This is a genomic window from Spirochaetota bacterium, from assembly GCA_035477215.1.
Classification (GTDB): Bacteria; Spirochaetota; UBA4802; order UBA4802; family UBA5368; genus MVZN01.
Map to the genome: position 1 here is coordinate 39,182 of DATIKU010000058.1, position 25,868 is coordinate 65,049.

At 57.9% G+C, this 25,868-nt stretch carries 21 protein-coding genes; 3 read left to right on the forward strand and 18 right to left on the reverse strand.

The window, feature by feature from the left end:
• The first annotated feature begins 12 nt into the window (after nt 1-12).
• Nucleotides 13-1,887 (forward strand): PAS domain S-box protein, encoded by a 1,875-nt coding sequence (locus VLM75_14730; GenBank protein HSV98175.1) that lies wholly within the window; start codon nt 13-15, stop codon nt 1,885-1,887.
• A gap of 14 nt (nt 1,888-1,901) precedes the next feature.
• Here VLM75_14730 and VLM75_14735 read toward each other — a convergent pair whose 3' ends face one another.
• From VLM75_14735 to VLM75_14785, 11 genes are all read right to left on the reverse strand, one after another.
• Entirely contained in the window at nt 1,902-2,366 is a 465-nt protein-coding gene (locus tag VLM75_14735; GenBank protein ID HSV98176.1) for a CoA-binding protein, read from the reverse strand.
• A gap of 58 nt (nt 2,367-2,424) precedes the next feature.
• Nucleotides 2,425-2,757, reverse strand: coding sequence for a cupin domain-containing protein (locus VLM75_14740; GenBank protein ID HSV98177.1), 333 nt, complete (start codon nt 2,755-2,757; stop codon nt 2,425-2,427).
• Nucleotides 2,758-2,792: 35 nt separating this feature from the next.
• Nucleotides 2,793-4,475, reverse strand: coding sequence for a metallophosphoesterase (locus VLM75_14745; GenBank protein HSV98178.1), 1,683 nt, complete (start codon nt 4,473-4,475; stop codon nt 2,793-2,795).
• Entirely contained in the window at nt 4,472-6,091 is a 1,620-nt protein-coding gene (lnt, locus tag VLM75_14750) for an apolipoprotein N-acyltransferase (protein ID HSV98179.1), read from the reverse strand. The genes VLM75_14745 and lnt overlap by 4 nt, the downstream gene beginning before the upstream one ends.
• Nucleotides 6,091-8,097, reverse strand: coding sequence for an NAD-dependent DNA ligase LigA (ligA, locus tag VLM75_14755; protein HSV98180.1), 2,007 nt, complete (start codon nt 8,095-8,097; stop codon nt 6,091-6,093). Before ligA ends, lnt begins: the two co-directional genes overlap by 1 nt.
• Nucleotides 8,098-8,279: 182 nt before the next feature.
• Entirely contained in the window at nt 8,280-8,864 is a 585-nt protein-coding gene (locus tag VLM75_14760; GenBank protein ID HSV98181.1) for a TonB family protein, read from the reverse strand.
• Complete coding sequence (locus VLM75_14765; protein ID HSV98182.1) at nt 8,861-9,265, reverse strand: biopolymer transporter ExbD; 405 nt, start codon at nt 9,263-9,265, stop codon at nt 8,861-8,863. The genes VLM75_14760 and VLM75_14765 overlap by 4 nt, the downstream gene beginning before the upstream one ends.
• 8 nt (nt 9,266-9,273) lie before the next feature.
• Nucleotides 9,274-9,675: a biopolymer transporter ExbD gene (locus VLM75_14770; GenBank protein HSV98183.1), complete on the reverse strand. Its 402-nt coding sequence runs from the start codon at nt 9,673-9,675 to the stop codon at nt 9,274-9,276.
• Nucleotides 9,656-10,453, reverse strand: a complete 798-nt coding sequence (locus VLM75_14775; protein HSV98184.1) for a MotA/TolQ/ExbB proton channel family protein — start codon at nt 10,451-10,453, stop codon at nt 9,656-9,658. Before VLM75_14775 ends, VLM75_14770 begins: the two co-directional genes overlap by 20 nt.
• Nucleotides 10,454-10,641: 188 nt before the next feature.
• Complete coding sequence (locus tag VLM75_14780) at nt 10,642-11,028, reverse strand: HEAT repeat domain-containing protein (GenBank protein ID HSV98185.1); 387 nt, start codon at nt 11,026-11,028, stop codon at nt 10,642-10,644.
• A gap of 143 nt (nt 11,029-11,171) precedes the next feature.
• Nucleotides 11,172-12,065, reverse strand: coding sequence for an MBL fold metallo-hydrolase (locus VLM75_14785; protein ID HSV98186.1), 894 nt, complete (start codon nt 12,063-12,065; stop codon nt 11,172-11,174).
• A gap of 174 nt (nt 12,066-12,239) precedes the next feature.
• Here VLM75_14785 and VLM75_14790 point away from each other — a divergent pair, with 174 nt between their 5' ends.
• Nucleotides 12,240-12,995: an enoyl-CoA hydratase/isomerase family protein gene (locus VLM75_14790; GenBank protein ID HSV98187.1), complete on the forward strand. Its 756-nt coding sequence runs from the start codon at nt 12,240-12,242 to the stop codon at nt 12,993-12,995.
• Nucleotides 12,996-13,289: 294 nt separating this feature from the next.
• Here the strand turns inward: VLM75_14790 and VLM75_14795 are convergent, their stop codons facing one another.
• From VLM75_14795 to VLM75_14825, 7 genes are all read right to left on the reverse strand, one after another.
• A complete protein-coding gene (locus tag VLM75_14795; GenBank protein HSV98188.1) occupies nt 13,290-14,327 on the reverse strand; it encodes a nitronate monooxygenase in 1,038 nt (345 codons plus the stop codon).
• Between the two features lie 404 nt (nt 14,328-14,731).
• Nucleotides 14,732-16,105, reverse strand: coding sequence for a sodium/glutamate symporter (locus VLM75_14800; GenBank protein HSV98189.1), 1,374 nt, complete (start codon nt 16,103-16,105; stop codon nt 14,732-14,734).
• Nucleotides 16,106-16,267: 162 nt separating this feature from the next.
• Nucleotides 16,268-17,110 (reverse strand): pyridoxamine 5'-phosphate oxidase family protein, encoded by an 843-nt coding sequence (locus VLM75_14805; protein ID HSV98190.1) that lies wholly within the window; start codon nt 17,108-17,110, stop codon nt 16,268-16,270.
• Between the two features lie 57 nt (nt 17,111-17,167).
• The gene (locus tag VLM75_14810) at nt 17,168-18,211 is read right to left on the reverse strand and encodes a glycyl-radical enzyme activating protein (protein ID HSV98191.1); all 1,044 of its coding nucleotides are present in this window, start codon (nt 18,209-18,211) and stop codon (nt 17,168-17,170) included.
• Between the two features lie 72 nt (nt 18,212-18,283).
• On the reverse strand, nt 18,284-20,797 hold the full coding sequence (locus VLM75_14815) for a pyruvate formate lyase family protein (GenBank protein HSV98192.1): 2,514 nt from the start codon (nt 20,795-20,797) through the stop codon (nt 18,284-18,286).
• An 18-nt stretch (nt 20,798-20,815) separates the two neighbouring features.
• Nucleotides 20,816-21,571 carry a FadR/GntR family transcriptional regulator gene (locus VLM75_14820; protein HSV98193.1) on the reverse strand — a complete coding sequence of 252 codons (756 nt, stop codon included), beginning with the start codon at nt 21,569-21,571 and terminating at the stop codon, nt 20,816-20,818.
• Nucleotides 21,572-21,701: 130 nt separating this feature from the next.
• Entirely contained in the window at nt 21,702-25,070 is a 3,369-nt protein-coding gene (locus VLM75_14825; protein HSV98194.1) for a PAS domain S-box protein, read from the reverse strand.
• 152 nt (nt 25,071-25,222) lie between these two features.
• Between VLM75_14825 and VLM75_14830 the strand changes: the two genes are divergently transcribed.
• The gene (locus tag VLM75_14830) at nt 25,223-25,531 is read left to right on the forward strand and encodes a hypothetical protein (protein ID HSV98195.1); all 309 of its coding nucleotides are present in this window, start codon (nt 25,223-25,225) and stop codon (nt 25,529-25,531) included.
• Nucleotides 25,532-25,868: the final 337 nt, after the last annotated feature.

The following is a 25,868-nucleotide window of genomic DNA, read 5'->3' on the forward strand; positions in this document are numbered from 1 at the left end:
TCCGGTAACTCCATGGATGAAATGTCGCGCCGGTCGGCCCGCATAGCGGTCGTTGAAGATGAGACCATCATAGCCGCCGATATCAGAAACATTCTTCTGAAAGAAGGCTACGAAACCGTTGCCATACTGCATTCCGGCGAAGAGGCCATTGAAAAGATCCCGGAACTTCAACCCGACCTCGTTTTTATGGACATCATCCTCGGCGGCGCGATCGATGGCATCGACGCGTCGCTGCGCATTCGCGAAATAATCGACGTGCCGATTGTATTCCTCACCGCCCACTCCGACCATAAGACCCTGGACCGCGCCAAGCAGGCGGGCCCTTATGGCTATATACTCAAACCGGTAAATAGCAACGAGATCATCTCCATTGTAGAAACGGTCCTCTACCGGCACAACCTCGAAAAGCGGCTTCGCGAAAGGGATGAGGCCCTCAGGGCGTCCGTAGAGAAGCTTTCGAAGGCGTTCGCCTTCAGTCCGAGCGCCATCAGCATCACGCGCATGTCGGACGGAACCTTCATCGACGTCAACGAGAGTTTCCTCTCGCTGTATGGATTCAGCCGAGAAGAGATAATCAATATCCGCGCCCTTGATGCCGGAATCTGGCCCGATGCATCGGAAAGGGAAAGGTTCATCTCGGCGCTGTTAAGGAAAGGCTCCCTCCGCGACCGTGATGTAACCATTACTACGCGCAATGGTGAGAAACGTCTCTCCTCCATGTCCGCAACACTCATCGACATAGGGGGCGAAAAACAGGTTCTGACGGTGCTGAACGATATCACCGAACGCAAGACCGTTGAACAGGCGCTCAGAGAAAGCGAGGAGAAATACAGGCTCCTTTTCTCGTCGGTATCCGACGCTATCGTCATTTTCTACGTCAACACGCTTGAGATCATCGACGCCAATTCCTCGGCCCTGGTCCTTTATGATTACTCGATCGACGAGCTGCGCGGAATGCGAATAACCGATCTTTCGGAATCGCCGGATGAGTTTTGCGTGGAAATCATCAGGCAGATGACCGAATCCGATAAAAACGCGCACCCGCAAAACCACCTGAAAAAGAACGGCGTCGTCTTCCCCGTGGAGGTGTCGGGCGGGATATTCACGCTCAATCAGCGCGAAATCGGTATCGCGATGATCCGCGATATCACGCGGCGCAGACAGCTCGAGGAAGAGCTGCTGCGCACACAGAAATTCGAGGCCATTGGAATACTTGCCGGGGGGATCGCCCACGATTTCAACAACCTGCTGACCGCCATTTCGGGCAACGTCGCCCTGGGAAAGATGATTGCCAATCCGGAGGACGAGCTGTACGAAAACCTTCTCGAAATAGAAAAAGCCGCCACCCTCGCCAAAGACCTCTCGTTCCAGCTCCTTCACTTCGGCCGTCTTTCGAAACCGCTGATCGACACCGTTTCGTTGGAAGAGATTCTCCGCTATTCCGCCGAAAAATTATTCGTGCCCGACAACGTGTCAATCGCGATCGATATAGCCGAGGGCCTCTGGCCCGCTAAAATCGACCCGGGGCAGATACAGAGGGTTATCGGCCATATACTGATGAACGCTGTCGAGGCAATGCCCACCGGGGGGGAGGCGCTGGTCATCGCGGAAAATATTACCATCGATGCCGGGCATCAAATTCCCGTAAGGCCCGGCAGGTATATCCGCATATCCATTAGCGACAGGGGAATCGGCATTCCACCGGAAAACGTCACACGCGTATTCGATCCATACTTCACCACCAAGACCACATACTCCGAGAAGGGGATGGGACTGGGGCTGTCGCTGTCCTATTCGATCGTCAAGCGACACCACGGACACATCGTTATTGACTCGACGGTAAACGCCGGCACCACGGTGGTGTTGTATCTGCCGGCCGCCGATTAAACCTGCGGGACCAATCAGCTCTTCAAATTGAATTCGTGTTTACCCTTCATCCTCGAATGCTCTATTTTTATACATCTGGACTGCACCACCTTCAGTCCCGCGGACCGCGCCTTTCCCGCGGACTCCCGGTGCGCAAGTCCCAGCTGCATCCAGACCGCCCCGGCCCCCGCCGCGATGGCCTCATCGACGATCGCAGGAATTGCGTCGACCGAACGGAAAATATCCACAACGTCGATTTTTTCCGGAACGGACGCAAGGTCCGGATACGATTTCTCGCCGAGAATCTCCTTTTGTGACGGGTTTACGGGTATAATTTTATAACCATGTCCCTTGAGGTACGCCCCGACTTTGTTACTGTCGCGGTCTGATTTGTCGGAAAGACCTACTATCGCGACGGTCCGCATATTGTTTAAAATCTTCCGTATTTCCTGTTCCGGGGGATTGAAATCGGGCATTTCGCACGTTGTTTCATCTTCCACATCGACCTCCGCAATATAACGGAATTTCAAGTGATACTAATGCCCTCCCGGCCTGCCGTCAATCAAGCACGTAATCCTCCCTGACCGGGCTCCAGCAATCGTAGGCGACGCAGGGACCATCCTCGGCCACCGCCGCATGCCTGATCCCCGAAGGTATCGTCACGACCTCGCCGGGCCCCATTACGGTCTCTTCTTCTCCAACCCTGAAACGCAGCTTCCCCGATATCACAACGGTGATCTGTTCGTGCGGATGACTGTGTTCGGGGACAACCGCACCCTCGCCCAGGTCGACGAACGTAACCATCACCCTATCCAGATGTACCGAGCGCATGATGACTCCGGGAGCTATCTCTTTCGTGGGCAGTTTAAATATAATTGCGAAATTAGACATTGTTTCCTCCTTCTTCCGATACGGTGCGGGGAGCTTCACCGGTCTTCCTTCCGGGAACCCTGCAGGTATTGCTTGATCTTGTTGCGTATATAATCTGGCATCTTGATGCCTATGTGGCGAAGGCGCAGTTCGTATTTATCGAACGACCGTATATGTTGCGACGTGGTGACGAAGATTTTAAAGTAGGATCGGATGCTTCCCTCCAACTCGCTTCGGAACTCGAGATCCTGGTTGAGCATGTCCTCGACGGGGGCGATTGCCCGGTAATTGACGGGTCGGCAGATCGACCGGTAGGCGACAAAACGCTGGAGGGTCTCACACTCATAGTCCCGCTCCAGGATGCTGCGTTCCACCGCATTGAGGTCGATGCAATCGACGATCTCGAAATTGTACTCTTCGCCGAGCGCCTCGCCGAGCAGTCCGCGCGCGCTCTTGTAATTATCGCACGAATGCAGGTCGCTGTCGCACTCCCGGTCGCACCTGAGATACAGAACGAAATCAATGTCGGAGCTCGGCTGGGACATCCCTACGTTAACCGAGCCGACTATATCCATGGCGATGTTCTCATTGAGTTTACTCTCTATCAGCCTCGCGACACGCTCCAGCCTGTCGACGCGTTCGTCGGTTTCGGGTGTCTGGAACATCCTGAAAAACTGCTTTATCTCGTTGAAGAGGCGTATTTCAGGGATATGTGAGTACTTCTGTATCTTGCTGTCGAAGTTCTCCCGCTTCAGCAGGGCCTCATGCCGCGCGTTGTCGATAACCTTATTCCGCCACCTTCCCCTGTGGAGCGTATGATCTATGATATCGTAGATACGCCCGTCGGCCATTTTCCTGAAGCCGATCCGGGTTACCGTTTTCCCCTCAATCTCGATCTGATAGAAGAAGCCCCCCTCGAGTACGTCCCCGGTGATCCCCGTCACCTCTCCGAACGGGGATGGGTTCAGATGGATGGTCCCCTCGCTGATCTCCATGCCCCAGTCGTTGTGGATATGGCCCGTCAGGCACAGGAGCACCGGGTTGGTGTCGCAGTAAGTGCGAAGCGCGGGCGAGCCCGATGGACCGACGAAGCTTATCCTGTCATGGATGCCGTGCGCCGGCTGGTGCGTCACGATGATGTCCGGCCGCACCTCGCTGAAAAAACGATGCATCTCGTTTTCACTGTCGTCGGTTCCGATGCCCGCCTTGTAATCGACGATGTACCGTTCCGGAATGCCCGCCGTCCAGATATCCGCGCCGCCATAGCCGGCGATCGTAAGACCATCCGGAGAGTAATGGTGAAGATGAAGGTCGCGTTCGTGCAGGGGGGTGTACTTCAGATCCATGTCGTAGTTCCCGGGCAGGCAGAGCACCTCCGAGCTCTGCTTGAGCGAAACTATGTTCTCGAGCACCTTGTATTTCTGCTGCATCACACGGCGTGCGCGGATGCTGTACTGCTGGTACTTGGTTCCCTTTTTCTGTATCTCTTCCGGAACGTCGGGCATCTCGAGGAGCTGGTCCACGAAGTCCTCGATGATCACGTCATCGCGCTCCATGCGCCTGCGCAGCGCGTGAAAGTAGGACTGGATATCGTGGTATCGTATGGCGGTGTCCATGCTGTAAAACGGTATATCGATGAGGTCTCCGGATACGATGTACATATCCGCCACGGTCTCAAAGAGCAGGTCCTTCACCTGCTCGAAGGCGCCGTGAATGTCGGCAAGATAGATTATCTTCATCGTGCCGCTTCCTTACAACGTCCGCGCACCCTGCTTGTTATTGTCATCGCTCCCAACCCGGCAAGCAGGAGTATCGAAGCGTAGAGCACCAGGTCCCCCGCCATCGAATAAAAGGTGCGGCGATTCATGGAAAAGTCAATCTCCCCGACCAGGTAGCCCTTTTTTAGAATGGGGATGGATGTGGTCACCCGGCCCAGCGGATCGACGAGGGCCGTGTATCCGGTGTTCCCGGCGCTTACGAACCAGATGCCGTTTTCCACCGCCCTGAACGTGGCGTTCGCGAAGCCCTGCATGTGCCCTTTGTATGTCTGCGTCCAGCCCAGATTGGTGATGTTAATGAAATAATCGGCCCCCATAACGCGATATTCGCGGCAGAGCCTCTGGAAGATGCCTTCATAACAGATGAGTGCGCCAAACCGCCGGCCTTCCACCTCGAAAAGGCTCGGGGACGAACCGGGAACGAAGCTCGAGGCGCCGAAGCTCTCGGTGATTCGCTTGATGAAGGGGAACCACTTCTCGTACGGAAACCACTCGCCGAAGGGAACGAGGTTGATCTTGGGATAGGTCTGCACCGGCACCCCCTCCTTGCTGATAAGCACCGCGTTGTTCTGCGGATATATCCTCCCGCCGTAGTGCTCCTCGAGGATTCCGATTTCACCGGTGAGAAGCGGCCTTTTGTGGGAGCGCGCGATTTCGAGCACCTCGCCCGTGAAGGGATTCATGCTGCCGGTCCTAAAGTTGTACGAGATTAGCTCGAGTGTCGCCGACTCGGACCATATTATAAAATCGGGCGATTCCCTCATGGCCGCGTCGGTGAGCCTGCCGAGCTCGCCGAGGTACATGAATTTATTGCTGTCCCAGGCCTCCCACGGATCGATGCAGGATTGTATCATGGCAAGCCGGAGCCTCCCGCTGTCACCCCCTCCCGACGATACCGCCATCCGTATCGCGCCGTAAAGCACCGACATCGCAACGAGCACCGCCACCATCGCGAGGCGCCTGAAAGCCGGGATCGAAACCATCCAGCGGAAGGAAAACGGCCGCCCGAATGCCGCCCGGGCGAAATCGGCGACAGCCGCGGATGCGAGTATCATGATGAAGGTCACACCGAATATTCCCACCAGCGATGAAACCTGCACAAACGACGAGAAGGTATACTGGGAATACCCCCAGTATGTCCACGGAAAGGCGAGAAAGCCTATGGACTGGATACCGTCGACGACGATCCAGACTGAAGGGTAGATTAACAGACGCAGTCTTTCGAAGCGCCGTGAGAGATATTCGGCCACGAGTATCTTGGTGGCGAAGACGACCGCGAGCACGGGAATTACAACGCAGAGGATGACGATGTCGCCGCCGGGAATCTTGTTGCCGAAATCGCCGATCCAGTGATAGGTCAGGAAAATGCCAAGCATTCCCGCCAGAAAGGAGTCGGCATACACCCTGCGAAAATCACCGGTTCGAACATGCATTAAAAGCGGAACGAGCGCGAACCATGCGAACAGGGGGAATCCTTTCAGAAACCACACATCGTACGACGGAAACGAAAAGAACATTAAAATACCGGTGGAAAGATAATAATGCCGGTGGCACCATTCCACGATTCTTCGTATCATCATTCACCGCCGATCATTTTCTGAAATTCATCTTCCGTAAGTACCCGCACGCCGAGTTGCCGCGCTTTCTCAAGCTTCGAGCCGGCCTCCCCGCCCGCCACCACGTAGTCGGTTTTTTTACTCACCGAACCCGCGGCACGGCCGCCGTGCTTTTCCACCAGGGCCTCCGCCTCCGTGCGGGACATTCGTACAAGCGTACCCGTAAAGACGAAGGTCTTGCCCGCAACGCCCTTTAGTACCCGCGTTTCCACGACCTCATCGGCCACAATGAGGCCTGCTGCGAGCATTTCATCGATGAGCCTCAAGTTTTCAGGAGACCCGAAGAATTCCCGGATCGATTCCGCGACGCCCGGCCCCACCTCGTTTATCGCCATGAGCTCGTCCGCGGTTATATTGTACAGCCTTTCGAGCGAACCGACGCTTTGCGCGACCACCCTGGCGACATGCTCGCCGACGTTCCTGATGCCGAGCGCACGCAGCAAGGAGGAAAGCGGAATCCTCTTCCTTTTTTCTATCGAGGCGAGGATCTTCTCCGAGAGCTTCTCGCCCATCCGCTCGACCGCGAGCAGCTCCGCGGCGCCAAGCCGCAGGATGTCGGCGACGCTCTGCACGATGCCCGCGTCGTAAAGGCGCTGCACGAGGTCCGGTCCGAAAAATTCTATGTCGAGCCCGTCTTTCGATACGAAGAAGCGCAGCCGCTCCTGGAGCTTCGCCTCACAGTCGTTGTTGACGCACCGGACGTAAATCTCCTCACGACTGAGCGCGGAACCGCACGACGGGCATTCCTCCGGAGTCTCGATCGGCCGCTCCGACCCCGTCCGTTTTTCAGCCAGCACCGCAAGCACCTTTGGAATGACGTCTCCGGCGCGTATAACCTTCACGGCGTCGCCTATCCGCAGGTCGAGCCTGGCGATCTCGTTAAAATTATGGAGCGTCGCGCGTTTCACGAATACGCCGCCGATGTTGATAGGATCCAGGTTGCCAACGGGCGTAATAACGCCTGTACGCCCCACCTGGTAATCGACCGAATTGAGCACCGTGATCGCCTCTTGGGCTGGAAACTTCCATGCAACCGCCCAGCGCGGCGCCTTGCTGGTCGAACCGATTTTATCGCGCATTGCGAAATCGTTTATTTTCACGACCACACCGTCTATGTCGTAGCCGAGCGAGTGCCTGTTCTGTACCCAGTAATTGTAGAACTCCCGTATCCTGCCGAGATTGCCGAATTCCACGTTTTCCGGGCAGGGAAGTCCCGCCTTTTTAAAGAACTGAAACATCGTTTGCTGGTCGGGTAATGCGGGCCCTCCTGAAATTTTTCCGATTCCATAGAACGCGATACTCAGTTCACGTTCGGCGGTGACACGTGGATTAATCTGGCGGAGCGAACCGGCCGCGGCGTTGCGCGGATTGGCGAACGGCTGTTCCCCTCTCTCCCCGCGCCCGCGGTTGATACGCTCGAATTCCCTGTGCGTCATGTATACCTCGCCGCGTGCCGTGAGGTACTCCGGTACCGTGTCCCCGCCGAGCCGCTCCGGAATGGCCCGGATAGAGGAAAGGTTCGCCGTAACGTCTTCCCCTATTTCACCGTTTCCTCGCGTCGAACCGCGGTCGAACCTGCCGGCATCGTATAGAAGCTCCACCGCAAGTCCGTCAAACTTGAGCTCGACCGAATAAACGATTTCTTCAGTGCCGAGGATTTTCCTTATTCGCCCATCGAATTCGGAAAGCTCATCGCCCGAGAATACATTGCCCAGGCTCTGCATCGGAGGATCGTGGCGAACCTCATCGAAACCGTCGGAGATAACGTCACCGACCTTCGATGTCGGCGAGTCGAGCCTCCTGAGCTCCGGATGTTTCTCTTCAATCGAAGCGAGCTCGCGCATGAGTTCGTCGTACGCGGCGTCATCAACGAGAGGAGTGTCGAGGGTGTAATAGTGATGGTTATATTTCTCAATGAGCGCAACAAGCTCGTCGCAGCGCTCCCTAATCGCGCGTTTTGATTTCATTCCCAGTTCCCGTTCGAAGGCGTATAAATCATAATTATCGCATTGCCGGAAAGCCCGCCCGACTCCCATTCGTCGCCGGCGGGAGAATCCGAGCTTTTCAAACTGCGGGGCATACGCGGCATGGATTCTTTGGAATGAGATACTGTCGCTCGTTCGGACATCGAAGTCAAACCATTTTGACGTTAGTCTTCAAGCCGAAACCGTATGGGCAGGCGAATACGGCAGCGTATGGGTACGCGCTCCTTCGTCAGCGCCGGGCGGAAACTGATCTTCCGCGCCCAGTCGATCACCGCCGCGTCGAAATCGCGCCCGAGCGACTTCACGATGCGGCCGAAGACCACCGTACCCGACTCGTCGACCCCCAGCTCCACCACCACCACGCCCTCGATGCCCGCCTTGCGCATGGACTCGGGGTAGCGCGGCAGGCGGCCGAACACCGGGCGCGGCGGGAGCGCCGAATCCGAAAGCGCCTCGAAGCTGCCGTCCACGGAGCCGAACTCCTCCAGTTTCTCTTCGGTGATCTCCCGCGCGGGAGCGGCCGAATCCGACACCGAAATGTCCGCCTGCGTCTGAAGGCGCGAGAGTCGCAGCTCAACCATCTCGAAGGCATCGAACGAGGCGAAGTCCTTCGTGTCGAAGGACTCGCTCCAGCGCACGGCGAACAGGAGTCCAAGGAGCGCCACGAACGATACCAGCGACCACATGAGCGGCGGCCGCAGGCGCAGGTACCGCGCGAAGCGCCGCGGAATCGCCGTCACCGCGCTCATTCCGTCCGCTTCCTCGACAAGAGCACGATGTTGTATGCCCCGGCATCCCGGAGCACCTCCATCGCCTCGTTCACCCGCCGGTACGGGAGGCCAGCGTCCGCGCCGATTATCGCCCGCACGTCCGGATTGTCGGCCGCCCGGTATTTTGCCGCTCGGTAGAGGCCCTCGCGGTCCAACCGCTCGCCCCGCACGTAACAATCGCCCCGCGCATCGAGCCAGATATGAAAGTATTTCTTCGAACCGCCCTCCGTCGCGCCCGCCTCGGGCAGCGCCACCGGGATGTTCCGTTCGATGTCGATCGTGCTCGTCAGTATGAAAAAAACAAGGAGGATAAAGGCGATGTCCGCCATCGACGGAAGCGGCACTATCCCCTTCGGCTTCTGCCGTCGCGGTATCAGCATCGCGCCCCTCACTCCGTCCGAAGCGAGAGCCTGGCCACCCCCGCTTTCTTCACCGCGTCGATCGCCGATACCGCCGTCCCGTAAGGCAGATCACCCGATAGCTTCAATAAGACTACAAGGCCCGCATTCCCGCCGCGCTTCTCGCCGAGCAGCCTTTCGATGTCGGAAAGGTCTGCGCGCCTCCCGTCAAGCGTCGTCACTCCGTCCTTCCGCACGACTACCGTCACCACGTCGCCCGCCGCCACCACCGTCGCCGGCTTCGACGTGTCCGGAAGCGCCAGGTGCAGCCCTTCTTTCAGGAGAAAGATCGATGTCACCAGGAAGAAGATGATGAGCAGAAAGGCGATGTCCGACATCGACGCGATCGTCATTTCACCGGTCGGTTTCGCGCTACGCTTTATCCGTACCATTCTCCCGCACCAGCTTCTCCACGATGTCCGAGGCCAGCCGCTCTATCTCCGCCACGAACGACTCCACCCGGTGTACGAAGTAATTGTAAAAAGCGAGGAGCGGTATCGCCACGATAAGTCCCGCCTCCGTCGTCACCAGCGCCTCGTAGATGCCCCCCGCCACCAGCCGTGCGCTCACCTGGTCCGCCTCCGCGATGCTCTGAAACGCGGAGATCATCCCCGACACCGTCCCGAGAAATCCGATCAGCGGCGCTATGTTCCCGATCGCCGAAAGGATGTTGAGCCCCTTCTCGATCGCGGCCACCTCGATCGCCCCGCCCGCGCTGATCGCTTTTTCCACGTGGTCCAGGCCAAGCTTCCGGAGTTTCAGCCCCTTCCCCAGCACGCGGGCTATCACCAGGTTACGCTCGCGGCAGAGACGCTCCACCTCCTCCACCGTCCCGCCGCCGATCATCGCGTCGAGCTCCTCGATGAATTCACGCGGGTTGAGCTTCACCCGCCGGTAAAAGATGAAGCGCTCGATCACAAAGCCCATCCCCACCGCAGCCAGCACCAGGATCGGCCACATGAACGGACCGCCGCGCACAAACCAGTCGTACAGCGATATGCTCGACGTGGAGTCGTTCTTCTCCTTAATGGTAGGGGTTACGGCCATATCCGAAACGACCGCGCCATCCCGAGCGACCGGAGGATTGTCCGCACAATAAGCGGGAGTTGATATCCCCGAAAAGATCGGCATGAAGAACAACACGGCGCCGGCGATTATTTTCATTATCATGGAGAAACTCCCCGTATCATCCGGGATATTGTATCAGACTTGCGTCAAATCCAGAAGACCCGATTTACCCCGTCGCAGGCGGGGAGAATACAGCTTGATTCCCGATTATTCAACAACTCTATACATCGACTGCGATGCGGGTTTTCAATGATTTTTTTGGATGGCGTTGCCGCTGAATTTCGTGCCGATCAAGGCTTGTTTTTCCATCCAAGGCGTTTGAGCGCTTCGGCGACTTCTTTCCGAACTTCGGGGTCCTTATCGTTGACAAGGCCCACCAGCGGGTCCACGGCGCGGGCATCTCCCATTCTGCCGAGCGACCACGCGGCATGGCTCCTCACGCTCGCGTTCCCGTCTTTCAGCGAGGCAACGAGCTGGCTGAAAAGACCCGTCCGCCCGTTTTTACGCTGGTGTTCGTCTTTACCACCCGAACGCGAACGGACCCGGGTCGCCTCGTGAATCCCGTTCTCTTTGTGTTTCTTTTTATCTTTCGTATTTTCGCCGGATTGTTCCGTATCCGACTTCAGCGTTTCACCGGTCTGTTCGCCGCCCTTCTTACGCGCTTTCCACCACGGCATGATCGCCTCTCACAGTGTATCAGATTATTACTCCATCCGGACAGCCGCGGCCGGTTTTACTCCCGCGAATGGCCGTACGTCCGCCGATGATCCTATTACTTTCTCACCGCCGGGCCGATGGGTCAAGACAATTTATCGTGCGCTCAGCCTGCGGCACCCGTTTGGACGGCCATGCGTCGATGTATGGTGGAGATTTTCGCCTTGAGATTCAAAAGATACGCCGACTCCGGCTGTTTTTCACCCTCAACCACGTCGTACTCTTCACGCTTGATCGCACACAATACCGCTTCGTGGTCGCCGTCGTATTCCCGAAGCAGACGCTCCAGCCATTCGCGAAACCGCCCGGTGGCATCGATGGAACGGGGAATGTACGCGCGCGCATCCTCGCCGGTGTAGTAAAGGCCGTGGGAAATGATGAGGATGTCCACCTCGTACCCGGCGAGCCTCCGGAGCGAATTCATGTACGTGTCGTAATCGATCAGAAACTCGCTCATGATATAGTCGTCCCTGCCGGGAACGCCGACCGACTCAGACGGGATCATGACCTTCATCTCCGGGATGTAGTACGTGGTCATGTCGCGCGTGTGCCCCGGCGTGCGGATGGCCCGTACAGTCAGACCGGGTGACACCCTGATCTCGTCGCCATCCTCAAGCACCCTGTCAACGGTAAACGGCTCGAACGAAGGGACATCATCCTTCCCGAAACGGTTGAGCTTCGTGATGAGATCTACGGCCGATTGTTTCTTTATAATTTCGCTTCCCTCTATTGACGTGCCGATCATCAGACCGGGCATCATCCGCTTCAGATAACCCGCCGCTCCGCAATGGTCGAAGTGCACATGCGTCATGAACAGATATTCGGGCCTCCGCTCGCCCATGATTTTCACGATCCGGTCGTAGTAATGCGGACCGAAGCGGTAAATCCCGGCCTCGAACATCACCGGGTGCTCGCCGTCAAGCAAAAACGAAGGCACGGGCGCCGGGCCCAGGCAATAAAAATTCCCGGCAATCTTCGCCGGATCGCTCCTGACAATCATGGCAATGGCTCCTCCCTGTTTGTAAAGTCGAACCACTATCAGACCAGCCCGATCAGTCAAGTGATATTACGCGTTTAAACAGGGGTGTTACCGTCAAATAACCATTGACACGACGCAATAAAAGAAAAAGCTCGTAACGAGGGTAGCATTACATCCTGCCATCGGAGACACGTAATGAATTACGAAACCATTTCGTACAGCCACATCGAGAAAGGCATCGGCCACCTGCGCCTGTGCCGAACGCACTGCTACAACGCCATCAACCACCAGATGATGGAGGAGATCGAGGACTTCTGGCGTGAGAGGCTGTACGATCTCGACACGGTGGTCATCATCCTCAGCAGCGAATGCGAAAAGGGCTTCTGCGCGGGGCTCGACCTCAAGGAGACCGCCGAGATGTCGCCGAAGATGAACACGGCGGAATTCTACCGTTTCCAGGCCCGCCTTGCCCGTCTCAACCTGGCCATGCGCCGCGCGCCTCAGCCGATAATCTGCGCCGTGCACGGTGCCGCCGCGGGACAGGGCTTCAGCTTCGCCCTCGCCTCGGACATCCGCGTGATAACGCCCGACGCGCGCTTCAACGCCGCGTACATCAACATAGGCCTGGGAGGCGCTGACATGTCGTGCAGTTATTTTCTGCCCCGTATGATCGGCGCCGGGCGCGCCTACGAGTTCATGTACACCGGCGGCTTCATGTCGGCGGACGAGGCGCTCGCGCTCGGGCTGGTGAGCAAAATCGTCGAACGCGAAAAACTCATTGACGCGGCGCTCGAATACGCCCGAGTCATGATGACCAAGAACCACATGGGACTTCGCCTCACGAAGGAGGCGATCAACATGAACCTCGACGCCGGCGGGCTCGAGGCGGCGCTCAATATAGAGGACCGCAACCAGACGCTGCTGGCGATCGGCACCTTGATAAAAAAATGAGGTCCTGAAGCCATGGCATCGGCCCGCACGAAAATCCCCCCGCCCCCGGTGCGCTCCCTTCGATGAAGGGGGATCCTGTCCGACGGGTTTGAAATGGTATGGACACGTTTTTTCAAAAAACGGGAACATGATGAAGGCTCCCCTTTGCCAAAGAGGAGCTGCCGGAGGCCGAGGGGACTTAAACCGACGTCGGCATCGTATTCAATACCCTTATATCGCCGCCGTATTAACTAAGGGCGCGGATCATCTCCGCGCCCCTCATGTCTTCCGGTTAAACGGCGGCCTGCCCCGGCCTTATTTGAGCTGTGTGCCCATCTTTTTCTGTATCTCGCGCGCTTCTTTCACGGAGCTTTCGATGACCTCTCTCACCGAGGGGATGTCATCGATGATCCCCTGCACCTGCCCGATAAGCTGGACGCCGTTTTCCATGTCCCCCCCCTCGGTCGCCGCCTGAATCTTGTCAAACGCCGTTGCGAAGTGGGCGAGCTGGATCATCATCTTGGGACCCTGCAGCAGGGTGCCTATCGCGAGCTTTAACCACGGCAGGTTCATGAGCTTCGCGATGCGGATCGAGGCGAAGAATGCGCGGGGCAGGCTCATGCCCTGTCGAATCGCCTTTTCCGCGGCCGGGGTCTTAAGCACGCGGCAGTAGAGGCCGTCGAAGCGGTTGGAGTAGATGGTGTCTTCTATGCCGGCCTTAAGCTGCGCTTTGATGGTCTCCAGCGCCACCGGGCTCTCCTTTGTCATTGAAAGGCGGGTACCCATACCGACACCCTCGGCGCCCAGCGCCAGTGCCGCGGCCATTCCGCGTCCGTCGGCGATGCCGCCGATCGCTACGACCGGGATCTTCACCGCGTTGACGATCGCAGGGACCAACACCATCGTGGTGACCATTCCTCCGTGGGCCGCCGCCTCGTGACCGGTGACCTGCAGCGCGTCCGCGCCCTGTTGCTCGGCGCCTATTGCATGCTTCTCGTTCACCACGGTTGCGATTACCTTGCCGCCGTATTTATGAGCGCGCTCGGCGATCCAGCCGCACTTTCCGAGCGACACATTGATGACCGGGACCTTTTCTTTAAGCAGCACCTCGGCGTTCTCCCTGGCGCCCGGCATGAGAAGCGTCGCGCCCGCGCCGAAGGGCTTGTCGGTCAGCTCGCGGATCCTTTTAATGGCCGCGCGGGTGTCTTCCGGTTTGAGGGGACCGGTCGCAAGCCAGCCGATTCCGCCCGCGTTGCAGACTGCGGCGACGAGCTCCGGCGTGCTGATCCAGCTCATCCCCGGGAGGACGATCGGATATTTGATCTTGAACAGTTCGGTGATCCTTGTCTTCATGGTACTCTCCTTATTGTAATGACTACCTCACGAAACAGGCCCGACCGTGTTTTTCGGGCTTGGGCGGCATGGAAAAAGCATCCAATGCTTTTTCTGCGCTGAACAATACCATTAAATTTTTCACAGATCCTTTTTGTCAAACACATCTTGCGCGTAAAACCCCTGATTGTCTCATTACCGGGGTCAGAGCATGATCGGCGTGCATGACCTCAGCAATTAAAACGCGGTGCCCGCATGGGATGCGACTACGGCACCCGGCACGACCCGTGGGGCGGCACGACAAAGCCCGGCGATTTCGCCGCCCTCATGAAGGCTTTCGGCCAGGCCGGGGATAATCCATCGCGTTTCCTGGCCGATTCTTATTATCGCCGGCTCAAAAGCGGCATCGAAAAAGACCTTCACATTTACCGGTGGATACTCCGGCGGGGGCCGGGATGCCGGTGGAAAAAACCCGCCAGTAACGCCACGAGCAGAAACAACGCCATAATCCCGGACACCAGCAACAACGCACCCGGAAGCCCCATCCCCACCATCAGCACCGGTGAAATCGACGTCAACAGCCCTCCTCCCAGCAGCGGTTCGTATACGATCTGTTTAAATCCAAATGAAGGCGCCGCCTCGGTCCTGTATTCGGGATCGACGATGCGCAGAAGCAACAGTCCCACCGCGGTAACACCCGTCTGCATGCCGAACTCCACCACGCCGCGCTCGAACCACGCGTCAGGGAGCATCCGGGGCGCGAGAACCCAGGTAAGCATGAGCATCCATGCCAGGCCCGCGATCATGAGGATTGCGAATGGTGCGCCGTACTCCATGACAACGCGCATATTGAGCGAGGCGATGGCTGAGGCCACAAGCAGATCGAGCGAAAGCCCCTGAATCCGCTCGAAGCTCTGCCGGTCGAGCAGACGATCTGCCTTGAGCGCCGACGACCCGGCCTGTACGACGATGCCGCCGAGCATGGCGAGCGGAAACAGCGGAAAGCTTTTCAATATTGGATGAATCGCCCGCACACCCAAATACGCGAGCCAGCCGAGCAGGATGCTGATCCCGACAAATCCCAGATGAAAGGCGAGCGGTTCGATCGCGTTCATGGATACTGTCGAGGTGCCGATGGAACGGCGGTTCTTCTCGTCGAGGATGCCGGAGAGCACGTCCGGCTGAATACTGCCGGGGCTTTTTATCAGCAGGGTGTATCCCCTACGGGCGGCGAGGTTTACCAGCAACATACCGAAAATCACCGATGACGTAATTCCGACAGTCGCCGACATAAGCCCCAGGTCGCAGCCGTCGGGGAAACCCAGCGAACCGAACACCTCGCACATGCCCGAGGCGGTTCCATGCCCGCCCGAAAACCCGATTTCGAGTATGCTCGCAAAAATCGGCGGAACACCGAAGAGCGGAACGAGGAGCGTCATGGTGACGAGCATGGCCACGAAATACTGGCCGAAACCTGCGACAAAACCGTAACAGATCTGCGGCCCGGCATCGCGCCACACGGTTCGCAGCGACGGAATGGCGTGTCCCAGAAACATGCAGGCGAAAACCACCGAAATCAGCCGCCCGGGAAGCGCCGCCCATACCCCGATCACCTCCGGTGACAGGACCCCAAGCGCCTGGGGACTCAGGGCGAGCCCGATGAACCCAGCGATGAGCGAAGACGGCAGCAGTATCTTCTGTAATATGCGAAGCTTCGCCCTTAAAAATGTTCCCGCAAGCAGGAGCGCCGCGAGGAGACTCACCGCGATCATCAGGTCATTGAGTTGTTCCGCGTTCATCGCACCTCGATCGGTAAAACCGCCATGTGCCGGAACGGCGGTGCGTGTGACAGCGTTGAATCAAATTCGGGATGATTTAAATTACAAGTAGAATTTCGCCTGTCGTCGGCGCGGTTTTTTCTCGATCTTCGAAAAATGGCGTTTATAGCCCGGCTGCCGGCTTTAAAATTCGGTCACCGGCCGAAGCTCAACCGCCGGGTATACCTGTCCCTGCTTTGGGGGCATAGGGTTGTACACCCAGTCGATGTCCACCGTGCCGAGCCGTACGCCGCGAAAACGCGAATAGCCGTTGAAGACGCCCCTCACCAGCACGTCCTCCATGTCGAAGGTGATGCCGAACACCGCCACGGTCGAGCCCGCGGGGACCACCTCGAGTTCGTTCCTGTAGGCTGACGGCGCGAACGCCAGCCTGCCGCTTCCCGCCGCCCGGCACTGGAAGAGCGGTATAATGACCGGAAAGCCGTCGCCACCGACATACGCCATAAACTTGAGCGCGTCCATCCGGTTGAAGAGGCCCTCCGCCCATGGCTTGAGGACGGTTACACCCTTCTTCTTCGCGCCTCCCTTGAAGAGGCCCGTGAGGAGTGCCCCCTTTATGATGTCGCCCATGCGGAGATTTTCGCGCCCGTATGTTTCGACCAGGTCCATGTAATGGACTGTATGAATTCCAAAATAGGCGTTATACCGGAACATGGGCTTTTTATTGAACATCTCATAGTCCGGCCCCTCCTTCGTCTCGCCCGTCCAGAGGGCACGCCCGCGCCAGAGCTCCTTGTTGAGCGTCATGATCAGAAAGGCTGTTTTGGGATTCTTCTTCACGTGCTTTTTGCTCATACCCTCGGAGAACTGCCCCCAGTACATCGTGGTTGGCGTTTTCGCCTGCAGCGCAGTGATGAGCGTGATGTGCGGAAGACCGTCCGGATTGACGGTCGCGATAAGGCCGATCTTTGCGTCCGGCTCGAACTTGGGCATGTCCTCAGGATCGAAGGATTTATGGCTCAGCATTACGTCCTCCCTGCGCATGATGATTGGGCGCCGGCAAGAGGCCCGGACACCTCCGACTCAGCACGTGGTGCAGCCCTTAACCAGTTTAAGATGCCGCTTTTCCGGTCCCCCATCGGCGGCCTTCTCGACGCGCGGCGCACCGGTCCACTGCACGATAGAGGGACTTGAAAGCGCGCGACGGGCGACCGTCGCCAGGCCGTCGAGGTCTTCGCGCGAAAGCAGCGGCGTGTCCCGAAACTCCCAGTCGATGCCGAGCCGGCGATACTTGTCGCGGCATAGATTGTTGAACGAGCAGAGCTCCCAGCGCTCGATGACGGACTCAAGGTTTTCGGCGATGAACGAACCGATCGCCGTTACATTTTCAACCGTCGCCGTCGCGCCCGGGATGAGCGGCGTTCGTATCCAGAGAGATGACGGACGGCCCGATTTTTTCATGTAATCGCGAACGAACATAATGTTTTCGAGGATGCGTCCGTTCGGCGCGCCGGTACGTCGCCGGTGTTCGGCGCCGTCCATGATTTTAAGGTCGAAGAGCACCATGTCGGCGTGCGGCAGGATAGTTTCCAGTGCCTGCCTCGACGAATAGCCGCAGGTATCGAGCACCGTATGCAGGCCGCGCAGTCTGCACTCCCTCAGAAATTCGACGACGAAGGGCGCCTGCACGGTCGGATCGCCGCCCGAGGCCGTGATGCCGCCGCCTGACTGCTCGAAATAGGCGCGGTCCTTCTCCACCTCGCGAACCAGGTCGGCGAGCGCCCACTTTTTCCCCAGGAGCTCCATGGCCGTCGAGGGACACGCGTCGGCGCAGGCCCCGCATCCGGCGCAGCGCTTCCGGTCGATCACGACGCCGGCCGCCTCGAAAGCGAGCACCCCTTCAGGACAGGCCGCGACACAGGAGCGACAGCCGATGCACCGGTTCTCGATCCACTGCACCTGCGGTTTTGACGAGATGCTCTCCGGGTTATGGCACCACGAACACGAAAGGCCGCAGCCCTTGAAAAAGACCGTGGTCCGGATGCCGGGCCCGTCCTCGGTGGACATTCGCTGAATATTGAGCACCGTTGCCATGGGCGCTGCCGGTGATTCATGGATTGTCTTCATTCTCGTCATGCCGTGCGGCGGGACCGGACGGTTTTAATGCGACCGTCCCCGCGCAGGGTGCCATCCTCCCCGTCAATACTTGTTATGGCTCTCGCGCGCGATTATCTCGTCCTGCAGCTCGCGGCCGATCGCCGAAAAATAGGCGTTGTATCCGGTGACCCTCACCAGCAGGTGCCGGTAGGCCCCCGGGTGCTTCTGCGCATCGCGCAGCATGTCCGCATCGATCATGTTGACCTGCAGCGCGGTCCCGCCGTTCTCCGCGTACCCGCGCAGGAAGGCCTTGAACTTGGTGCGATGCTCCGGATCGCGCAACAGCGACGGATTGAAGGTGATGGTATGGCTCGCCCCGTTCGGAAGGCTGTTCAGGTAACCCTTCCAGTCGCCGCCGCCGGCATCCCTTCCGCCCAACGCCTTGCCCACGGAGTTGGCGTTTGCCGTCGGTCCGTTGATGTCCGCTCCGTTCGACGGACAGATGGCGTTTGAGAGGAACTGTCCCTTCGGCCGTCCGTCCGGGCTCGCGGCAAGGACGAAGCCGTCGCCCACCCAGTAGTTCCACGAGAGCATGCCGGGACGAAAGCGCCTGCCGGTCGATTTGGTGGCGTGCTTCCAGGTTTCTTCCGTCCACAGGTCCATGACGCGCCGCGCCATTTCGTCGGCGTAGTCGTCGTCGCGGCCGTACTTGGGCGCGCGGTTTTTCGCCTTCGCCTGAAGCACCTCGTGGCCGACCCAGTTATCTTTAAGGGCCTTTATGAGTTCGGCCATGGTGCATTCCTTTTTGTCGAACACGAGATACTTCACCGCAAGGAGCGAATCGACCGTGGTCGCGAAGGTGACGCCTTCTATCGTGGTGAAGCTGAGCTCGGCCCCGCCCTGCGTTACGTCCACGCCCTTCGCGGCGCATCCGCGTACCAGGCACGATAGGTAGGGCGTGGGCGAAAACCGCGCCCGGGCGCTCTCGGACATCTCGTAAATCTCCACGCATTTCTTTACGATGAACCTGGTCTGCTCCGCATAGGCGTTCCAGAACTCGTCCCATGTTTTGAATTTCGTCGCGTCGCCGGTGTCGGGCCCCACGCGCGCCGGAGGCGTTGTTTTCCCGGTTAGAAGGTCGGTGAATGGGAGCAGGTCTTTCCCGCCGGTAAGCGCGAGCTCCACCGCCTTCAGGAGGTTGAGGTTATTGTCCACGGTCCCCGAGCGGTCGTTTCCGACCATCGTGTTCTCCAGACATCCCACCGAGGCATAGTCGTGAACATTCGATTCGTTGATAAGATGCCCGACCCCGGAACGATTCGCCTCCCGGAGCATTCCCGCCATCGAGCGCTCGTCGAAATTCAACAGAAAAGGCGCTCCCTGGCTCGAGGAGATCATCGAAACGACCGTGTCCATAAGCTTCTCGGGCGAGGTGCGGTGCAATCGTACGTTAGGTTTTGGTTCGAGAATCGGCGTCATCTCGTCGATCACCTCCAGGAGCACATAGGTGAGTTCGTTCGTCATGTCCTTCCCATCCGCTCCGAGTCCCGAGAGATTGAAGAGCTGTCCGAACCCCGCGGTGATCCCCTGGTTGCCGCCCACCCGGATCATGGCGTCGTAGGCGGTATTGGAGTGCACCCAGAAGCACTTGAGTATCTCCTTGCCGAACTCGCGGTCCATGCCGTTATTGATCGAGTGCTCCCAGTACGGCAGCAGGTACTGGTCCAGGCGCCCGAACGACACGCCGGGGCCGGGATAGTTTTCATCGCTCATCACCAGCATGTGCGAAAGCCACAGCGCCTGGACCGCCTCGTGAAACGTGACCGAGGGCTCCCACGGCACGCGGTCGAGGTTTGCGGCCATCTGCGTCAGCTCCTCCTTTCGCGCAGGTGTCGATTCCCTGGCCGCGAGCCTGCGGCATTCCCCGGCATAGACCGCCGCCAGCTCCTTCGGCATGACCGCGGCGGTCATCATCGCATGAAGCTGGGCGCCGCGCGGGCCGCTTTTTTCGCGATCGGAAAGCTCGTAATAGCGCGCCATCAGCTCCGCGTAAATGTCCTTCCATCCCTCGACGAGGACCCGTTTATAGTCCGGTATGAGGTGGCCCGAGGTCGCGCCCGAATTTCCGAATCCGTGGTCGTGGAACCATTTCATCATCGCGCGCGCTCCTTTTTTACCGTATATCAGCCTGTCGCGCTCTTCCAGCTCCTTCTTCGTCCAGCAGCGCGATGCCTGAAGGTTGAATCGCGAACCGGCGATGAGGTCGCCGGGCAGCACCTCGTGCGGCATGTAACCGACCATTACCTCCTTTACGAACCATGCGCGCCGTTCGGGGATGCTCCATTTCCAGAAATCGTCGTGCAGGTGTACGGTACGGGCCATCTGGTGGAAGGATGATCGGAAGGTTTGTAAAAATGCATAGGTTTCGGGAACTATGTAATAGGTGATCTCATCGTACTGGACGTCCCAGGGAGTGCCCGTGGTCCATGGCATGAACTCGTTGTTCCAGGCCCGGTCCACCCCGCTGAAGAAATAATCGCGAAGCCAGGTTATGCGAGGAGAGAGACCCTTCGGTTCCTTTATCGCGAATCGAGCCGCCGACGCCGTCGTGTTCATGCCGCACCCCCTGTGTTGTTATACGACCTTCTCGTTCGAGACGGCCGCGATTCTTTCGTCTATCGTTTTATTGAGATAGCGCTCCCCGTGATCGAGCAGGCGCTTCATCACCGCCGATGCCTTTTTTTCGTCGCGCGCCTCGAAGGATTCTACCAGCCGACGGTGAAAACCGAACACCCTGGGCGCCACGTCGGGGTCGGTGAAAAAAATCCCGGTGAGGTTGGTGTAGACGTCTTTGAATGAATTCATGATGAGCGGATAAACGAGATTCCCGGTGGCGATCGCCGTGACGAGATGGAATTCGAAATCGATCGCGACGATCGTTTCGGGCCTGGAGAGGTCGCATTCCTTTTCGCGACCGATTATCTCGCGGAACTGGCGGAGGTGCTCGCCGGTCCGGTTGCGCGCGGCGAGCCGGGCGGTTTCCATCTCGAACAGTTCGCGCATCCGGATCATGCTGCGAAGCAGCCCCGGTTCGAGGTTTCCCCTGTGGTACGACAGGAGCGATTCGAGCAGCGAGAGAGAGCCCCTTCTGCGATAGTCGTTGACGTACGCGCCCTTGCGCGGCTTGAGCGTCACCAGTCCGCGCGCCTGGAGCTCCACCAGCCCCTCGTGCACCACGGGCCGGCTTACCCCCATTCGGCCGGCGAGCTCCCGTTCCGACGGCAGGCGGCTGCCGATAACGAGCTCCCCGGATATGATGAGCGCCTCGAAGCGCGTTACGAACGCCCCGACAAGGCTCTGTGCGCGTATGGGACCCAGAAGTTCGGTCACGATCACCCCCAATGGCTGCTGGTAATACCACCTGCCATTTGTACTAACGCCCTGAAAAAGTCAAGCACCAAATGACCGCACCGGCGGACCTCCACATGCCTGAAGGCGGCCCTGATTCAGGCCACTTCCGTCACTGTGTGGTCAGGTCGGGCGGCCTCATGACACTTTTGATTTTAACCGAAAGCTGCACGATGGTATACGGCTTCTGGATGAAATCCGCGACCCCCTGACTCAGGACCCTGTTGAGTACGGATTCCTCGATAAAACCAGACGCCAGCAGCACCCTTACGCCCGGATCGGCTTCCCGCATCCGCTCAAAAACCTCAAGCCCCGACATCCCGGGCATGGAAAGGTCGAGGATAACGGCATCGAGCCTGTGGCGTTCCCGGCTGAATATGCCCAGGGCCTCTCTCCCGCTTTCCGCCGATATCACCTCGTACCCCAGGCGTTCAAGCATACCTGCCGCAATGTCAAGCACCGGTTTCTCATCATCAACGAGCAACAGCCGGCCCTCTCCGGTCACCATGTCACCCATTCCGGAAGCGGGCCGCACCGGAGACGGCTCGCCCTCAAGTGCGGGGAGATAGACCGAAAACACGGAACCCGCACCGACGCGGCTGGTGACATCGATAAATCCGCCGTGCTGTTGCACGATGTTATATGCCATGGAAAGCCCCAGGCCCGTTCCTTCCTCCTTTCTCTTGGTCGTGAAGAACGGATCGAATATCTGCGCCCTGACCTCCTCATCGATCCCCACCCCGGTATCGCCGACCTCAAGCTTTATATACTTCACCCCGGGCCGCGCAAACGGATAGAGGGCGAAGAATTCGTCCGAGCCCGGCTCTTCTCTGGCCGAAACCGAAAGAGTGCCGCCCTCCCGTTCGCCGAAGGGGCGCATACTCGTCATGGCGTGCGCGGCGTTGACGCAGAGGTTTAAAAGCACCTGCTCCATCTGCATCGGATCGGCCAGCACCCGAAACGGGGAATCGCCGTTTTGAAAATCGAGTTTGACTGATTTCGGCAGTGTATTTCGACAGAGTTTGAATACGCTTATGATGGTCTCATTCAGGTCGACGGGTATCGTCTGCAGGCCGCTTTTTCGTGAAAGTGTGAGGAGCTGCCTGGTCATATCCACCGATCGACGGGACGACTCGAGCGCGATTTCAATATATTTTAAAACGGCGTCCCGGTCCACCCGGCCGTCTTTTCCCAGGACAAGGCGGATCATATCCAGGCCCCCCATGATTCCCATCAGCATGTTGTTGAATTCGTGGGCTATGCCGCCGGCAAGGGTGCCGATCGCTTCCATTTTCTGGGACTGTATAAGCTGGGCCAGGGTCTTCTCCCGCTCCTCCTCGGCCCTTTTGCGGTCGGTTATCTCGAAGCCTATGCCGATCAGATAGACTTCCCCGTCAAGTCGCATGCGCGACACGGCCACATGGAAAACCAGCCGGTCGCCGTTTTTGTGTGCAAAGGTGATCTCGGCGCTCGACTGGCCCGTATCGAATGCCTCGTGAATCCTGGCCGCCGCCAGTTGCCTGTCCTTCGGACAGACCAGATCGAGCGCGCTCATCGCCCGCACTTCCTCCGGCGTATAGCCGAAGGCCTCATCGGTTTTCTCGCGGCCCTTCCAGCGCACCAGTTTACCGCCGCCGGCAAGGACGAAGAATATCCCCGGCAGGGTGTCTATGATGGTCGTGGCGAAGTTTTTTTCCTTGAGTACGCGATCTTCCGCCTCCTTCCTCTCGTGGATGTCCGTAAGGACGCCGTTTGCCCCGACAAACTCCCCCCTGTGGAATATGGGTCTGCTTAAGCTCATTATCCAGCGGTATCCCCCGGTTTTCGTCATTATCCGATAGACACTTGGTTTTACCACATCGTGCATTAGCTCCCCGAACCGCACGATTATCCTTTCAACATCCTCCGGGTGAATCAGTGATGAGAAGTTTAGGTCCTCGATCTCCGTGGGCGTAAAACCAATCATTTTCTCAACTGCCGGACTCAGATACGTAATGGCGCCGCTTGCGTCAATGGAGTAAATGACCTCGTTTATGTTTTCCACCAGGCTCCGGTATTTCTCCTCGCTGCGTCTTAATTCGTTTTCGGCGGCGATAAGTTCCTCGTTCTGGGCCTCGAATTCCTCATTGGTCGCGCCGAGCTCCTCCATGGCCGCGTTCAGCTCCTCGTTCGTAGCCTCAAGCTCCTGGTTCGCCCTGGTGAGAAGCTCTATATTCTTCTCCTGTTCCGCCCGCGAGCTTCGAAGGTCATCCGCAAGCGCTTTCATCCTGTCTATCATACCGGCCGATGCCGAAAATACGAGCCAGAGGAAGCCCAGCTCCGTACTCCATTCGGTAAAAAAATTAAGCGGGAGCCTGCCGAACGCCGTAAACGCGCCTATGACGGCAAATACCGCGAAGCCCCCCACGCCGGCGAGAAAATAACGCGCGAAACGGTTTCCCCTCCATAGAGCGAATACGGTATGGATAATAACAATGAACGCGAATGCCATCAACAGCGCATACGTCATCTGCAGGCACGGGCGCGCCGGAAGCAAAAGCGAAAGGACGGCCGCGAGCGGAAACAGAACGTATCCGAATAAAATAAAAAGCCTGTCGGTCCCGGGACTCGATGCGCGGAGATCCATTATGGCACGCGCGAAAAGCGCACCGAACAGGCCAAGCAGGTTCATGGTCACCGGAAGCGCGGCATTCGCCCACCAAGGCAGGCCGGGCCAGAGAAACTGAAAGGCGTAGCCGCGGTGCGCGATTTGATATAAAAAGAGTGTTGAGGCGAATAGCGCGAAGTACAGATAGACGGGCTTCCGAAGCAGCGCGTACGCGAACATATAAAAACCGGCGACAAGGAACAGCATGCCGTAAAGCAGCCAGAGCCGGGGCAGAACGAGGTTCTTTTTCTCAAGGAATTTCGGCCAGGTAAACAGTCGCACGGTGAAACGCAGGGAGCCGGCGCTCAGGACCCTCATGTACACCGTTGAGGCGCCCGGTTCCAGCGAAACGGGGATCAGGAAATTCGGGTCTCTGATCGGCCGCGATTCAAAGACGCGGAGGTCCCCTGTTTCGACTTTATCGAAACCTCCGCGACCGTCGGGGACGTGGAAATCGACAAGGTCGAGGCTTGGAAAATCTATCTCGAGCAGGACCTCCCGGCGTGTCTGCCGGGAATTATGGATGTCCGCCCTGAACCAGTACGCCGACCGGGAATAGCCTAAATTGACGTATCTATTCTCATTATGTGTCCATTCGACCGGCCCATCCGCTATTTCGCGGATGGTGAGATCGCCATTCGTGTCTTCGAAGTAGTACAGGCTGGCTGAAATATTCACCCCGTTTTCGCAAGACGCCCCCGCCGATTCCACGGCGGCGGCACGGGAGCCGGAGACGACGACGGCGAACAAAAAGACCGCCGCGATCAGTCGCACGAAACGCGAACCGATGGCCGGAAACGAGGGTTCACCGGGAAATGGCACGAGGCGATCCATGGTCCTTATACTACCCTGTTATTGAATGATATCAAGTACTATTCATGATGCAATCAGGAAAGGCGAGCGGCCATGCCGCCCGGTTATACAAATCCGGCCGGCCGGAAAATATATTTTAGTTTAACAATTTCCGGCAAATGCCGATAGTATTGATGGGACATAATGATAAACGGTCGCGCGGCCGCACATCCCGGACCGGCGGGTTCTACGATAGCTTCGATCATTCACTTGTGGACGAGGAACAGATGAAAAAAAAGGCGAAAAGCTTCAAGTCTCAGCTAAAGAAGTACCTTGGCATAAAGGGGCTGGATATCGTCGTATATCTTCGCGATGGTAAATCCGTCGAGCTCAACAAAAACAGGATACTGGTGAAGGACGATATCGTCCTCACCGACAAGAACAACAGGGAGGTCAGAATCCCCCTCTCTCAGATAATTTCGGTCGATATGTTCGCCGCCTGACATCATTTTTTATTTCCTCCCGAGCTTCTAATCTCATCCCCGCCCGCATACGGGGATTTTTCTCGCACACATACGGCTCAAATAATAATTATTGACAGTTCGTAATATGCTTTATACTGTACCGGTGGTCGCGTGAAATACACCGTAACTTTAAATAAGCATTTATTATCATTGTGCCGTATTTTACACATGGGCGGGGTCCTTTTCTCTTGCCGGGATTAAGGCCCGACCGTAACAACGATGACGCGTGGTGTACTTACCAGCAGCGGGAAGCGCCGCTGATCCGACGGAATACGGATTCGCTTCTTTTCGGACGGAAGCGGGCGACCGGATATTC

Bases quoted from the DNA above. Each gene is read 5' to 3' on its own strand.
- VLM75_14775 (HSV98184.1), bottom strand. From the start codon at position 10,453: ATGATAATGAAAATAATCGCCGGCGCCGTGTTGTTCTTCATGCCGATC.
- VLM75_14800 (HSV98189.1), bottom strand. From the start codon at position 16,105: ATGAACGCGGAACAACTCAATGACCTGATGATCGCGGTGAGTCTCCTC.
- VLM75_14830 (HSV98195.1), top strand. From the start codon at position 25,223: ATGGGACATAATGATAAACGGTCGCGCGGCCGCACATCCCGGACCGGC.
- lnt (HSV98179.1), bottom strand. From the start codon at position 6,091: ATGATACGAAGAATCGTGGAATGGTGCCACCGGCATTATTATCTTTCC.
- ligA (HSV98180.1), bottom strand. From the start codon at position 8,097: ATGAAATCAAAACGCGCGATTAGGGAGCGCTGCGACGAGCTTGTTGCG.
- VLM75_14785 (HSV98186.1), bottom strand. From the start codon at position 12,065: ATGATTGTCAGGAGCGATCCGGCGAAGATTGCCGGGAATTTTTATTGC.
- VLM75_14730 (HSV98175.1), top strand. From the start codon at position 13: ATGGATGAAATGTCGCGCCGGTCGGCCCGCATAGCGGTCGTTGAAGAT.
- VLM75_14765 (HSV98182.1), bottom strand. From the start codon at position 9,265: ATGCTGATACCGCGACGGCAGAAGCCGAAGGGGATAGTGCCGCTTCCG.
- VLM75_14795 (HSV98188.1), bottom strand. From the start codon at position 14,327: ATGAAGACAAGGATCACCGAACTGTTCAAGATCAAATATCCGATCGTC.
- VLM75_14770 (HSV98183.1), bottom strand. From the start codon at position 9,675: ATGGTACGGATAAAGCGTAGCGCGAAACCGACCGGTGAAATGACGATC.
- VLM75_14805 (HSV98190.1), bottom strand. From the start codon at position 17,110: ATGCTGAGCCATAAATCCTTCGATCCTGAGGACATGCCCAAGTTCGAG.
- VLM75_14780 (HSV98185.1), bottom strand. From the start codon at position 11,028: ATGCCGTGGTGGAAAGCGCGTAAGAAGGGCGGCGAACAGACCGGTGAA.
- VLM75_14825 (HSV98194.1), bottom strand. From the start codon at position 25,070: ATGGATCGCCTCGTGCCATTTCCCGGTGAACCCTCGTTTCCGGCCATC.
- VLM75_14760 (HSV98181.1), bottom strand. From the start codon at position 8,864: ATGAGCGCGGTGACGGCGATTCCGCGGCGCTTCGCGCGGTACCTGCGC.
- VLM75_14740 (HSV98177.1), bottom strand. From the start codon at position 2,757: ATGTCTAATTTCGCAATTATATTTAAACTGCCCACGAAAGAGATAGCT.
- VLM75_14745 (HSV98178.1), bottom strand. From the start codon at position 4,475: ATGAAGATAATCTATCTTGCCGACATTCACGGCGCCTTCGAGCAGGTG.
- VLM75_14790 (HSV98187.1), top strand. From the start codon at position 12,240: ATGAATTACGAAACCATTTCGTACAGCCACATCGAGAAAGGCATCGGC.
- VLM75_14815 (HSV98192.1), bottom strand. From the start codon at position 20,797: ATGAACACGACGGCGTCGGCGGCTCGATTCGCGATAAAGGAACCGAAG.
- VLM75_14810 (HSV98191.1), bottom strand. From the start codon at position 18,211: ATGAAGACAATCCATGAATCACCGGCAGCGCCCATGGCAACGGTGCTC.